At 36.2% G+C, this 15148-nt stretch carries 10 protein-coding genes; 8 read left to right on the plus strand and 2 right to left on the minus strand.

Annotation, left to right across the window (positions count from 1 at the left end):
* Positions 1–6: 6 nt before the first annotated feature.
* A complete protein-coding gene (locus IPH66_08515) occupies positions 7–5193 on the minus strand; it encodes a GAF domain-containing protein (protein ID MBK7129388.1) in 5187 nt (1728 codons plus the stop codon).
* A gap of 199 nt (positions 5194–5392) precedes the next feature.
* Here IPH66_08515 and IPH66_08520 point away from each other — a divergent pair, with 199 nt between their 5' ends.
* The 8 genes from IPH66_08520 (at position 5393) to IPH66_08555 (ending at position 13688) form a co-directional block, all read left to right on the plus strand.
* Positions 5393–6394 (plus strand): Gfo/Idh/MocA family oxidoreductase, encoded by a 1002-nt coding sequence (locus IPH66_08520; protein ID MBK7129389.1) that lies wholly within the window; start codon positions 5393–5395, stop codon positions 6392–6394.
* Between the two features lie 37 nt (positions 6395–6431).
* Positions 6432–7301: a hypothetical protein gene (locus IPH66_08525; protein ID MBK7129390.1), complete on the plus strand. Its 870-nt coding sequence runs from the start codon at positions 6432–6434 to the stop codon at positions 7299–7301.
* On the plus strand, positions 7298–8692 hold the full coding sequence (locus IPH66_08530; protein MBK7129391.1) for a sugar transferase: 1395 nt from the start codon (positions 7298–7300) through the stop codon (positions 8690–8692). The genes IPH66_08525 and IPH66_08530 overlap by 4 nt, the downstream gene beginning before the upstream one ends.
* Before the next feature lie 102 nt (positions 8693–8794).
* Positions 8795–10162 carry a histidine--tRNA ligase gene (locus tag IPH66_08535; protein ID MBK7129392.1) on the plus strand — a complete coding sequence of 456 codons (1368 nt, stop codon included), beginning with the start codon at positions 8795–8797 and terminating at the stop codon, positions 10160–10162.
* Entirely contained in the window at positions 10162–11652 is a 1491-nt protein-coding gene (hutH, locus tag IPH66_08540) for a histidine ammonia-lyase (GenBank protein MBK7129393.1), read from the plus strand. Before IPH66_08535 ends, hutH begins: the two co-directional genes overlap by 1 nt.
* Entirely contained in the window at positions 11645–12151 is a 507-nt protein-coding gene (locus tag IPH66_08545) for a hypothetical protein (protein MBK7129394.1), read from the plus strand. The genes hutH and IPH66_08545 overlap by 8 nt, the downstream gene beginning before the upstream one ends.
* Positions 12152–12192: 41 nt before the next feature.
* A complete protein-coding gene (locus IPH66_08550) occupies positions 12193–12867 on the plus strand; it encodes a hypothetical protein (protein MBK7129395.1) in 675 nt (224 codons plus the stop codon).
* Positions 12868–12884: 17 nt separating this feature from the next.
* The gene (locus tag IPH66_08555) at positions 12885–13688 is read left to right on the plus strand and encodes an N-formylglutamate amidohydrolase (GenBank protein MBK7129396.1); all 804 of its coding nucleotides are present in this window, start codon (positions 12885–12887) and stop codon (positions 13686–13688) included.
* Positions 13689–13694: 6 nt separating this feature from the next.
* Here IPH66_08555 and IPH66_08560 read toward each other — a convergent pair whose 3' ends face one another.
* Entirely contained in the window at positions 13695–14903 is a 1209-nt protein-coding gene (locus tag IPH66_08560) for a hypothetical protein (protein MBK7129397.1), read from the minus strand.
* Between the last annotated feature and the right edge of the window lie 245 nt (positions 14904–15148).

Below are 15148 nucleotides of genomic sequence, written 5' to 3' on the forward strand. Positions count from 1 at the left end.
AAATTATTATGGTTTGATACCAATTACACAGACATCATCAATTTGTTCAAGATCTCCCTGCCATTCTTCAATCAATGCATGGAGAATATCATGTTGTTCAGCCATTTCTTTCTGATGAATTTCAACCAGAATTTCTTTAAAGCGTGAGTACTTGAATTTTTTTCCTTTTGGTCCACCAAATTGATCTGCATAACCATCTGAGAATAAATAAATGCAATCACCTTCTTGAAGCTGAATAAGATTATTTGTGAATTCAGGATTTTGCGAGAAGCCGGCACCAATTGGAAATTTGTCTCCCTTAATTTCTTCCATTTCTCCATTTCTGACGAGATATAATGGATTAAATGCACCGGCAAATTGAAGTTCGTTTGTATCTAAGTTCAATGAACAAATTGCCATGTCCATTCCGTCTTTGATATTGGTGCCTTTTTCAGTTGAATTATGTAATGTCTTTGAAACAATCCGGTTAAGTTCCTCCAATATTTTATTTGGTTGGTAAATTTTTAGTTCATTGACAATTTGGTTTAGGCTGTTATGACCAATTAAGCTGAGAAAAGCGCCTGGTACACCGTGTCCGGTACAATCAACAACGGCAAATAATATGAGATTTTGAACACGTTCAATCCAATAAAAATCACCACTTACAATGTCTTTTGGTTTAAAGAGTACGAATGAATTTTCAAGATATGATTTTACCAAATCTTTGGCTGGCAAGGTTGCATCCTGAATTCGTTTGGCGTAAATAATACTATCGGTAATGTTTTTATTTTTTTCTTCAATAATCTCTTTCTGTTTCACTACCTCTGCGGTTCTTTCACGCACTTTATCTTCTAAGCTCTCATACAACTTGGCGTTTTCAATAGCCGCAGCAATCGTGTTTGCCAAACCTCTCAGAATATCTAGTTCATATTCAGTGTACGCATTTATTTTAAAGCTCTGCACGGTAATCAGTCCCACCATTTCATCTTTAAGACAAAGCGGAAGATAGATGATAGATAATGAATCTTTACCTGAAACTGGTTTTTGAATGCCCTTGATATAGTGATGGTACTCTTCAAAATAGTTGCTGATGAAAATTTCTTTCTTGTTATTGAAACACCAGGTTGCAAGCCGATCATCGGTAATGTGATATCCGAAAAGTTCCATCCGCTCACCGTTTTCAATAAAGCCCGGCATATTGATCATTTGCGTTTGTTGATCATAAATTCCAATTCCAAAACAGGTTGCATCCATCACGGCATTGATATTACTGTATACCTTGTCAATGATTTTTTCAACAGAAAGAGACTCCGTAATGTCACGACTGATCTGACCAATGAGTTTTGTATTTTGATAAGCACGATCAATTTCTGCCGTACGTAAAAGCACACGCTCTTCCAAATTTTGATAGAGTCCTGCGTTGTCAAGCGCAATTGCAGTATAAACAGCCAGAGAACGCAAGATGTTCACATGATATTCATTGTAGGCATTCTCAGTAAAACTTTGAACTGTGATCACGCCTATTTTTCTACCCTTCACTTTCAAAGGCAGATAGATTAGCGAACTCACTGCTTTGCCATGAACGGGTGCACTATATTTTTTTATATATTTTGAATATTCTGTATTCAGATTTCCAACAACAATTTCATTATCATGATGAAAACAATAGCCTGCAATCATGTTTTCATCTTCCAAATCGTCATAACACTCTTCTAAAATTTCATCCAACTCAATATATCCCGGATAGAAAAGTTTGTTTACACGATCATCATAAATTCCAATTCCAAAGCCGTCTGCAGGCATTAATTGGTTAATGCGTGAGTACACCAAAGCATTGATTTTTTCAACACTCAATTCTGAGGTTATATCACGACCAATTTCACTGATCAATTTAGTATTTTCATACGAGCGCGAAACTTCTTCTTTTTGAGAAACTAACTCAGCTGTGCGCTCACGCACTGCCTCTTCCATTACCTCATAGTTTCTGGCATTCTCAAGTGCAATTACTGTATAATGTGCAAGTGTTTTTACAATATTGAGATGATACTCTGAATATGCATTTTTTTCAAAAGACTGCACACTGATTGCCCCCAAAACTTTATCCCCCTTGCGCAAGGGATAAAAAATTAATGAATAAGGAAAATCGCCACCAACCAACATCACTTTACTAACATATTTTTTGTAGTCAGTTTCATTATTGTGTATAAGAATTTCTTTATCATTTTCAATACACCAAACAGAATAATTGTCCTTGTTATTCATGCTGACAGAGAGCGGTTCAAGTCGCTGCCCTTTTTCATATTCATACAAATATTCTACCGTGTTTTTTTCTGAATCAAACAACCGCACACCAAATATGGTAGCATCCATCAATTTATTCACGTTTTGATACAAACGTTCAAAAACAGTTTCAAAGTCAAGTGTTGAAATTAATTCCTGACCAATATGATTTAAAATTCTAGAATCTTCATGAGACTTGATCAATTCTTTCGTTCTCTCTTCCACCCTATCTTCCATGTCTTTATACAGACTTGCATTTTCAAGGGCAGAGGCGATGTATACCGATAAAGTTCTGAGAATATTCAGATGATATTCATGGTAAATATTTCGTTCAAAACTTTGAACTGTTATTACTCCAATCTTTTTTTCTTTTGAAACCAAAGGCAGATAAATCATAGATTCAGGCATCTCACCTTGGGCAGCTTCATAATCAGAATTTACATATTGTCTGAATTCAAGTTGCCAATCGTTGATAATAATTTCCTCAAGTTTATTGAAACAGCGCGTGGCAATTTTATCAGCACTAACCGGATACGAAAAATCACCTAACCTTTCATTTTTTTCCATTGCACCAGGAAAAAATAAATCTTCATTACCCGGACGGTAAATACCAATGCCAAAAATGGTAGCATCCATGAGGTTGTTCACGTTGCTATATACTTTTGAAATTATCTCAGGTATTGATAATTCTGCCGCAATTTCTTTACCAACTTCACTAAGCAACTTGGTATTTTCGTATGATTTCTGAACTTCTTCTTTTTGCCTCACTAATTCAGCAGTACGAGCGCGAACAGCCTCTTCCATTATTTCATAGTTACGGGCGTTTTCAAGCGCAATAACCGTATAGTGGGCAAGCGTTTTTACAATGTTAACATGATAATCAGTGTAGACATTTTTATCAAAAGACTGTACACTGATTGCACCCAATACTTTGTCTCCTTTTCTGAGCGGATAAAAAATGAGTGAGTACGGAAAATCTCCGCCAACAACCATCACTTTACTCACATAATGAACGTAATCTACTTCATTATTATGGATCAAAATTTCTTTGTTATTACGAATACACCAAACAGAATAATTATCAAGATTATCCATGCTTACAGAAACATGATTTAATCTTTCACCGCGTTCATATTCGTATAAATATTCAACTGTATTTTTTTCGGCATCGAAAAGTCTGACACCAAAAATGGTAGCATCCATGAGCTTATTCACATTGCTATACAATCTTTCAAAAACATCTTCAAAATTAAGAGTTGAGATTAGTTCTTGACCAATTTGATTTAATGTCTCTGTGTTAAGATAAGATTGCTGCAATTCTTTGGTTCTGTCTTTGACCACGCCTTCCATATTTTGGTAGAGACGGGCATTTTCAATTGCAATCGAGATGTATCCGGCAAGTGTTTTTATCAGGTTAAAATGATGATCAGAGAATGCGTTTATTTTTTCACTCTCTACTAATAAAACACCACTAATTTTTTCTTTAGATGTTAACGGCAGTATGACTACCGAGGGAAGTTTCTCAGATTTAATATGCTCATCACCTTGAAAATATTTACGAATTTCATGTTGATAATTTCCAATGTGCACTTCACATCCTGTAGTAGCAACCAAAACAGGTAGACTATTTTTCACTGCAAGATCATACTCAAAAAAGTCATCGCGTTTGCCTTTTTGTATTGCAAGTTTTACTTCTAGTGTATTTCTCTCGGTATTGCATAAACCAATAAACACACCAGAGGTATGCATGATACTGTTGATGCGCTGATAAATAATATTGAAAATACCTTCAATATCAAGGGTAGATGTCAGTTCATTTCCAATTTCACTCAACGTTTTTACATCTTCAAAATACGTTTGGAGCTGTGCGTTTTTTTCTTCAAGTATTTCTTTTTCTTTCTGAATTTGCTCCAGTTTTCCGCTCAATTCAAACGCCTTGAGTTTTTTTGATTCAACCTCAGAATTATGAACTTGCTTTTGGGTATGATATGCTTTAAAATGTTCAACAAAGAGTTGCAGATTTCCCATTTTCTCATAGAGATCTGAAAGCCCTTTATGCGCTTTGAAGGAAAGTTCTGATGACTTTAGTTCTTCGCCAATTTTCAGGGCATCTTTAAAGTATTTTAATGAAGAGATATTATCGCCGGCGGTGCTGTACATTTCAGCAATATGCAAAGACGTATCTCCAACTCCCTTTCTGAAACCCATTTCAGTTCTAAGCTGAATAGATTTTTGAAAATGTTCCAAAGCTTTTGGATAATCTTCAAGACGAGAATAAATTTCACCCAAGCCATCATAAGCAAATGACTGAACCTGCTTAACCCCTGTCTGATTAACTATTTCAAGACATTTGTTTTTATACTCAAGTGCCTTGGGATAATTTTCAAGATGAAAATAAGCCTGACCAATTCCGTCGTAGACTTTACCAAGTACGTTTTTATCACCAATTTCAATGGCAATTTCAGCGCCTTGCATGAGGTATTCAATGGCTTGCTCATCTTTACCAAATACGTAATGAGCTGTGCCCAATCCGTTAAAGCCATTAGCAACACCAGATTTATCACCAACAGTGCGAGCGAGATTAAGTGATTCCTGAGCGTAATGAATTTGTTTTTCAGCATCTCCAAGCAAGTGAAAAATGATGAAAATATTGTAGAGTACCTGAACTTCATTTCGCTGATCACCAATGGAGCGCAAAATTTCAAGTGATTTGAATGAGAACTCCAGTGCCTTTTCATAATTACCTAACCAAGTATGGGCTGCGCCAATGATTCCAAATGCCCAGCCGGCGCCAGAAGCATAACCTTCCTGTTCGGCTTTGGCGGCATTTTCAATTGCAATTTCAAGCGCACGTGCAGGATCTGTTCGCACAACTTGCCATGCTTCTGCATTTGCTGTATCAATGGTACTTGTATACGCTATGGTATTTGACATTCAAGATTGGGTTAGGCTTTTGCAAGTCTCAAATATACTAAATAATAGGAATTCAAGAACAAGAAGATATTGATTAAATAAAAGAGGAATACTAAGAAATTTATCAAATCAATTACAGATAATGAGCGTGTTAGCGGTTATGATCATTTTCCGAAAACAAGCTGAAAGAAACCGATTAACTTTGGAAAAAATTCGAATCATGCTAAGAATTGGATTATTTGGTGTTGGTCATTTGGGAAAAATTCACGCAAAACTCATTCGTGAATTAAACACGGTTTACAATTTTATCGGCTTCTTTGATCCCAATAATGAAAATGCTTCATTTATTGAAAGTGAATATCAGATCAAGCGATATACCAATATCAGTGAGCTCATTGACGCAGTAGACTGCATAGACATAGTGACCCCTACACCATCTCATTTTTCCATTGCATCTTTAGCTATTCAAAAAGGCAAACACGTTTTTATTGAGAAACCTGTAACAGAAAATATTGAAGAAGCAGCAGACTTACTTTCACTTCAAAAACAGCATCCGGTAAAGATTCAAATTGGTCATGTTGAAAGGTTTAATCCTGCATTTAAAAAAGCGATTCCATATCTTGAAAATCCCATGTTTATTGAAGTGCATCGCTTAGCGCAATATAATCCGCGCGGTACTGATGTTCCGGTGGTGCTTGATTTGATGATACACGATTTAGACATTGTACTGAGTACGGTTAAATCAAAAGTATCCAATGTTTCAGCAAGCGGTGTGGCCATTGTGAGTGATACGCCTGACATTACTAATGCGCGCATTGAATTTGAAAATGGCTGTGTGGCAAATCTCACGGCCTCACGCATATCACTCAAGAACATGCGTAAAACTAGATTCTTTCAAAGTAATGCGTATATATCTGTTGATTTTCTTACCAAAGAAACTGAAATTGTAAAAATGTCTGAAGTTGTTGGAGAGCCTGATCCTTTTGATATTGTGCTTGATTTAGGCAACGGAAAATCCAAAAAGAAAATTGAAATTTTTAAACCTGAAATTGAAACATCAAACGCCATTCGTGAAGAACTTCAAACTTTTGCTGATGCCATTCTCTTTGATAAAATTCCTGCGGTTAGCCTTGAGGCCGGAACACAGGCGCTTGAAGTAGCCATGCTCATTATGCAAAAAGTGAAAGAAGGAAATGATTTGGTTAGAAATAATAATTCTTGATTTTATTCGTTTTGAAAACATACACAAACCGCCTGGCATGAAGTTTTTTTACGCACTCTTGATTTTCTCACCCTTATTATTTACCGGCTGTCATGAAGATACAACGCCCTGTTGGGTAAATATTCCAACCATTGATCTAGAGACAGACGAAGTACTTGAAGGAGAAAACTCTCACGGTATTTCAGATGCATGGGTTTACATGGACGGAACAGCTTTAGGTGTTTTTGAATTACCTGCTCGCATTCCGGTTCTTGCTGAAGGCACTCATAAATTCCAGATTTTTGCAGGCATAAAAAATAACGGAATTTCTGCCACACGAGTTAAATACCCTTTCTACGATGATTATGAAACAGAACTCACGTTGACCAAAGGAACAGAGATAACGGTAAATCCGGTTGTGCATTACAAAACTAATCTTGTCTTTGAATTAAAAGAAGATTTTGAAGACACCGGCATTGAGTTTGACGCAGAAGCATATTCAGACACTCCAATGGTTTTTATTGACAAAACTGATTTCCCTGAAATTGTTGAATATGGTCAGCGTTGCGGAGGAATTTTTCTAACGCAGACAGATAGTTTATTTAAAGCAATTACCAGTACCTATCTTGATTTGCCAAGAAATGAAGATGTATATATTGAATTTGATTATCTCAACAACAATGCAATCAGTATGGGAGTTATTGCCCAAAACTCAGTTGATTATAATGAGCATACTCCCTTGGTACAAATGAATGCACAAGATGAGACCGAGTGGAAATGGAAAAAAATTTATATTGATTTGACTGAAGATGTAAGCTATGAAATTTATGCAACCAGTTATGAAATTTATCTGTTAGCCGTCATTCATTCTGATCTGACAGAGGCCAAAATTTACCTTGACAATATCAAAGTGATCCGATATCAATGAAGCGTTCACCATTACTTGCTTTTTACCTGGTCTTTGATTACCTCACGGCTGTTTCAGTATGGTTACTGTTCTATATTTATCGTGTAACTGAGGTAGAAAAATCTGATCTAATTTTTAAAGGAAGTTTTTTTGAGGGCATTATCATAATTCCACTTTGCTGGATGTTTTTATATACCCTTCAAGGAACCTACAACGCGGTTGAACGCAGTTATCGGCTCAAAACTATCAAGCAAACTTTTTTTGGAACCTTGCTTGGCACCATGCTGGTATTTTTTGCTTTGATTTTGAATGATTATGTCTATTCATACAAACAATTTTATACCTTATTAGGTGTACTATTTGCCTTGCAATTTTTTCTAACTCTGACACCAAGAATCATTATTACTACCATACATGTTAAACGCATACACAGTGGTAAATTTGGATTTAAAACGCTCATTATTGGAGGAAGCCAGAAAGCAGCTGATATCTATGATGAGATCAAAAAACAAAATCAGCAATCAGGTTATATTTTTACGGGTTATGTAAACATTAATGGCAGTGATTTCGCATTAGATAAGCACATGCCATTACTAGGCAATATTAGTCAGATCAATGACGTATTACAAAAAAATAAGATAGAGGAAGTTATCATCGCCGTTGAAAGCACAGACCATGAAAAACTGAATTGGATTATTGCAAATCTTGCAGGGTATAATGTGAGAATAAATTTGATACCTGACACGTATGATATTTTATCAGGACATGTTCAAATGAATAGTATTTTCGGCGCTTTACTTATTAGAGTCAATGATGCCGTGATGCCTGAGTGGCAAATTTCAACCAAACGTATTCTTGATGTTTTTATCTCACTTATTGCACTGATCAGTTTAATTCCTCTTTATTTGGTATTGGCATTGCTTGTGAAGTTCAGTTCAAAAGGGCCAATTTTTTTCAAACAAGAGCGCATAGGAATTCATCAAAAACCTTTTCATATCATCAAGTATAGAACCATGTATACAGATGCCGAAAAGGAAGGGCCTCAATTGTCAAGCTCTCATGATAAAAGGATAACACCTATTGGCAAATTTCTGCGCAAAACTCGGCTCGATGAATTTCCTCAATTCTTTAATGTATTGGTTGGTGAGATGTCATTAGTTGGCCCCAGACCAGAGCGCAGGCATTTTATAGATCAAATAACAAAACATGATCCGCAGTATTTGTTCTTACATCAAGTAAAACCAGGTATTACATCATGGGGGCAGGTAAAATTTGGATATGCTGAAAACGTACAACAGATGGTACAACGCATGAAATATGACCTGCTATATATCCGCAACATGTCTCTAGCGCTTGATTTTAAAATCATGTTCTATACCATTGCCATTATCTTCAAAGGAAGCGGTAAGTAATTTTCAAATTACACAATCAAATTCATTTTCCGGGATTGAGGTAATAGATTGCTGACTACTCTATCAGCAGAAAAATGTACATTTGCATTATATCAGACAACCATGAGTTCAAAACCTTCAATACCTAAAGGCACCCGCGATTTTTTACCATCTGTAATGGCTAAGCGGAATTATATTTTTTCAGTGATTAAATCAGTTTTTGAAAAGTATGGTTTCTTGCCAATTGAAACCCCTGCCATGGAAAACACCGATACCTTATTAGGTAAGTATGGAGATGAAGGTGATAAATTAATTTTCAGAATTCTTGAATCAGGTGAAGGAGTAAAAAATGCAGACACAGCTGCTTTGCAAGAAGGAAATTACGCACGTTTTGCCAATTCTGTTGCGGGCAAAGCGTTGCGATATGATTTGACAGTTCCGTTTGCACGATTTGTGGTGATGAATCAAAATGAAATTTCGTTCCCTTTCAAACGCTATCAGATACAACCTGTCTGGCGCGCTGACAAACCACAAAGAGGAAGATATCGTGAATTTTATCAATGTGACGCTGATGTGGTTGGCAGTGATTCATTGCTCTATGAAATTGAACTCACAAAACTTTTTGATGATGTTTTTACTAAACTCGGTTTGACAGATGTTACCATTAAAATTAATAACAGAAAAATATTAAGTGGTATTGCTGAAGTATGCGGCGAAGCAGACAAACTGGTGAACATCACTGTTGCCATTGATAAATTAGATAAAATTGGAATTGACGGTGTAATTAAAGAATTGCGTGAACGAAATGTCAGCGAAAAAGCCATTGAAAAAATTCATCCGCTGTTTTCACTCAATGGATCTAACGAAGAAAAACTAGACATTCTCAGAAAATATCTTGAGCTGTCAGAAAGCGGATTAAAAGGAATTGAAGAGCTAAGTTTTGTACTTGAAAATGTTACTGCTCTGGGATTAAAAAATGCTACTATTGAATTTGATGTCACTCTTGCGCGCGGGCTCAATTATTACACCGGTGCTATTTTTGAAGTAAAAGCAAACAACGTTAAAATGGGAAGCATTTGCGGTGGAGGAAGATATGATGACCTCACCGGACTTTTTGGTTTAAAAGGTGTCCCAGGTGTTGGTATATCGTTTGGGGCTGACCGAATTTATGATGTGATGGAAGAATTGAATTTGTTTCCGCATGCAATAAGTTCATTAACCAAAATTCTATTTGTGAACTTTGGTGCTGAAGAACAAAAGCATTGTTTAAAATACGCAAGCTTATTAAGAGAACAAAATATTTCTTGTGAGGTTTATCCTTCTTCTGCAAAAATGCAAAAACAAATGAAGTATGCCAATGATAGAAAAATTCCGTTTGTTGTTTTATTGGGTTCAAAAGAAATAGAAGACCACACGCTGACATGGAAAAATATGGATAACGGAAATCAAAGCACCGGAAAAATTGAAGAATTTATCAAAGCCATTCACTAATGAATCATCTCATATCATCTGAATACCTGAGTTTGTCAAGATTAAAAGAAATCATTGAAAAAAATCTCAAACTTGAATTGTCAGCCGATGCAAAAATCCGCATTCAGCAGTGTCGTGATTATCTTGACAACAAAATGAGTGTACCCGGAGAAGTTCATTACGGAATCAATACCGGATTTGGTTCACTGTGCAATACGGTAATCTCCTCAGAAGATTTAGGAAAACTGCAGCGCAACTTAGTACTTTCTCATGCTTGCGGAACCGGTGATGAAGTTCAAAAATCAATTGTGAGACTGATTTTATTATTGAAAATTCAAGGTCTTTCTTATGGAAATTCAGGTGTACAAATTCAAACCGTACAACGGCTTATTGATTTTTATAATCAGGATATCACACCGGTAATTTATCAACAAGGATCATTAGGCGCATCAGGAGATTTGGCACCATTAGCACATCTTTCATTACCATTAATTGGTGAAGGAGAAGTATATTTTGGTGGAGATAAAATGAAATCATCAGAGATGTTATCCTTGATGAATTGGAATAAAATTGAATTGAAATCAAAAGAAGGATTGGCTTTGTTGAATGGCACCCAGTTTATGAGCGCACATGCCGCTTGGTGTCTTATACAAGCTCAGCATTTGTGCATTTCAGCTGATATCACCGGTGCTGTTTCACTTGAAGCATTTGATGGAAGAATCAATCCTTTTTCAGAAAATGTGAATCAAATCAGAAATCAAGAGGGACAAATACAAACTGCCGAATTTTTCAGAAAAATATTAGAAGGATCAGAACTCATTCAGCAGAAAAAAATTCACGTGCAGGATCCTTATTCATTCCGCTGCATACCACAAGTGCATGGTGCAAGTAAAGATGCAATCAACTACGCAGTAAAAATTATTGAACGAGAAATCAATGCAGTTACTGATAACCCAACCATTTTTCCTGAAACGGATGAGATAATATCAGCCGGAAATTTTCATGGTCAGCCACTTGCTATGGCAATGGATTTTGTGGCAATTGCACTTGCTGAATTGGGCAGTATTTCAGAAAGAAGAATCTATCAACTCATAAGCGGATCACGGAACCTACCGGCATTTCTTGTTGCTAAACCCGGATTAAATTCTGGCTTTATGATTCCGCAATATACCGCAGCATCTATTGCCAGTCAGAACAAACAACTTGCGGTGCCTGCAGTTACTGACTCCATTGAATCATCAAATGGACAAGAAGATCATGTGAGCATGGGGGCAAATTCTGCCACCAAATTATTTCGCGTGGTTGAAAATGTCTGGCGTATTTTAGGTATTGAACTCATGAATGCAGCACAGGCAATTGAATTCAGACGCCCTTTAAAATCAAGTGATACCATTGAAAAAATCTTGCTTGATTATCGCAAGTCAATTAAGTTTATCAGTGAAGATACTTATATGCGTCCTGAACTTGAAAAATCAATTACATTTATTAAAAAAATACACCATTATGTCTGAATCACTTGATGAGAATCTGAGCTTAAAAGAAAAAAGAGGAGGTGCCTTAAAGGTATATGCAATATTATCTTGGATATACATTGGTTTAACTGCACTGGGATTATTGATGAGCATGGCAACCGGTCCAATGAGTGTTGAAGAATTAGAACAGAGCAAAGTTATTCTCATGGAAAGCTGGGATGAAGAAACCATTCAATTAATTGGAACAGATTTATTGAATGAAATGGTTTTGCGTCTTGATATAGCAAATGAAAAACACTATTTGATACTAGGTTTTAATTTTGCTATTGTGGTGCTTGGTTTTTATGGTGTACTTCAAATGTTCCAACTTAAAAAAACCGGGTATTATTTTTATTTGGCATATAGCGCCCTGCCCGCAATTGTTGAAATAATGCATTTTGGTACCGGAACCTTAGCAATTTTCAATATCATCTTTGGTTTATTAGTCTCAGGTATTTTCTGCTTGCTTTATGGCTTGCAACTTAAACGCATGCAATAAGCCATTACAAACGCTGGCTGGTTTTTATTCGTATTCCTTTCATGAAAAATTTGTTCTGGTATATTGTCTGTCTGCTGATCATCACTGCATGTAAAAAAGACAACGGACCTATTTTTTATGGTTATCATTTTTTCCCGGTGAATGAGGGCAATTATATTATCTATGATGTGGTTGACATATTTCATGATGTTGCTTTGCTGCCTGCTCACGACACCAATTTTTATCAAATCAAAGAGCGTATTGGTGAAACAGAGATAGATGGTGAAGGAGAAACTTATCAGAAATTATATCGGTATTATCGTTTGAATGACACCAGTGCATGGAGTTTACAAGATGTTTGGACAATCAAGCGCACATCACAAACGGCAGAAACGTTAGAAGAAAATAAGCGAAGAATTAGTATGGCTTTTTCCATTTCGTATGACCGGTTTTGGAATTACAATGCACTCAATGAAGATGCCGAATTAACTGCACGCTATGAAAATATTTATGAGCCGCTATCTATTGGTGCAAATTCATTTGACAGCACAGTGCGCGTTGAAATTGAAAATACAATTAGCTTCATTGAATACCGAAGACAGTATACTATTTACGCTTCAGAGGTTGGTAAAATATACAGCGTGAAAAAAGATCTTGAAATTTTAAATTCTGACACGACCGATATTAAAAAAGGCACAGAACTTTTTTACACTGCCGTTTCTTTTGGAGTAGAATAAATTCAAAAAATTCAGCCATGACAAATTCTCCTTTTCAAATTCTACCGGCTACGGGAAAAGCCGCACCAATAATCATAAGCATTCCACATTGTGGTATTGATTTTCCGGATGAATTGAAAGATAAATTCTTGCCTGAACAAGTTCAATATTTAGATGACACCGATTGGTATTTACAACTTCTAAATGACTTTGCACCTGAACTTGGCATTACAGTGATATACGCCAGATACAGCCGCTGGGTAATTGATTTGAACCGAGACCCGCATAGCGTTCCACTTTATAACGACGGAAGATTAATTACCGGTTTGACAACAAGTACTGACTTTCTTGGCAATCCATTATATCATTCAGGACATGAGCCTGATCAAGCTGAAACTGAAAGAAGATTAGCTCAGTATTACTGGCCTTATTACCAAAAAATAGAATCGCTGCTTAACGAACGTAAAGCCACATTTGGCAAAGCCTTACTTTGGGATGCACATTCAATCAGACGGGTCGTTAAATCAATCAGACAAGACCCTTTTCCTGAAATGATTTTAGGTAATAATGATGAAAAATCTGCTGCAAAAAAATTCATTGAAATCACGCTAAAAAATCTTTCTACTACATATCAGGTCAGCCACAATACGCCTTTCAAAGGAGGACACATAACCCGCTATTTTGGCAAACCACAAGATGAGATTCATGCCTTGCAATTAGAACGTTGCAAAAATTTATACATGGATGATCAAGAGCGTCATTATGATCAATCAAGAGCAAACAAAATGCGTGAAGTATTAAAGAAAAATTTTTCTGAATTGATTGAGGGGTTGGTGAGGTGAGAACCATCAAAACCCCAACCCCGTCAACTGCTCTGCAATTTTTTTTCTGCGAGTGGCAAATTTTTCAAGGATATCTTTTTTAACTGAAGTAATGCGCACAGTATCCATAAATTTTAGCGCATAGTTGTAAGCAATTACACCTGTAATAGCAGGGACAGTTAGAAAGTAGGCCAAGCCCAACCAATAACTTGGATAAACAAATTCATAGAACAACCAAATAACCGGAAGGTTGAGAATAAAATCAATCGTTGTTCCAAGCAACAATTTAACACCACTCCAGAAAACTTTGCGGCGAAACATTTTTTCAACTAATTTTTTCACCAGAATATAGGCAAGAAAATTATGTGCAAATCCAACTATAAAAACTGGAAACAAAAAAATCAAAAACAGCAAGCGGAGCAATAGATTTTTATTCTGTGATTTTGAATAATGATACACCCAGTTCTCATTCACCTTTTGTTTTTTCTGATCGGTAAAATAATTTTCTAATTCAGATTTTATTCCTGTCCATTGAGCATCTTCAGCCTTGTAATTTTCATTCACGCGCTGGGCAGTTGCTTTGGAATTCTCCCATCGTTTAACCAAGGGAATACGGGTGTCACGATACCAATGATTCATACCCTTGCGGGTTATTGCCATGATGTGATCAACAAATGGTGCCAGAGATTTATCTTTCACATACGTGATTTGATCTTTCAGATTTTTATCCAATTCACGGGTGAGTTGTGTTGCCGCTTTATTTGGATTTTCTTCGTATGTTTTTTGAAAATCTTTCAGGTGAATGACAGGCCCGGCTGAAATCAACAAATCACAATTAAACGATGTTGGGTCAGAATAATTTACTCCGACGGTCTGCACTTTAATATCTTCACTCCAGTTAGTTGCTTCCATGGCACCAAAAGCAATTCGTGCCGGCCCCTTTTTCATAGTTTTTAAACTGCGAATAAATACGTCATCCGTATATCCTTCACCAAACATAATGAGGGATCTTTTTTTCTGAAGAATACCAATGGCATCTTTAAATGAAGCTAGATTTTTTTCTGCACTGTCACTTCCATCTTCTGCCGTTCTGTAAATAGGCACCATGTGACAAGCCCATGTAACAGGTTTCAGCCAAGGTTTAAAAACATCACTCCGCGTCATAAAGTGAATGATGGGATTATGAAAATTCGCAATGATCAAAGGATCAATAAATGCACTGGGGTGATTACACACAAAAATAGTTTGTGCCTTAAAATTTTTCTGAGTATTCAAAACCTTCGTTCTCCGGTAAAAAACACGAAGCATATAAGGTAATGTTAACCAAAGATATAAATACAGTGGACGCATAACTGGGTACAAAGCTACAAATAATCTGTGATTAGCTAATGAAATGGCACTTATCCAACTTGACATTTTATTGAAAAATGAACGAATAAGACTATTCAATCTATAATTTCAAGTTTTAATTAGTTTTGTAC

This window comes from Crocinitomicaceae bacterium (assembly GCA_016708105.1).
Taxonomy (GTDB): Bacteria; Bacteroidota; Bacteroidia; order Flavobacteriales_D; family Crocinitomicaceae; genus JADJGJ01.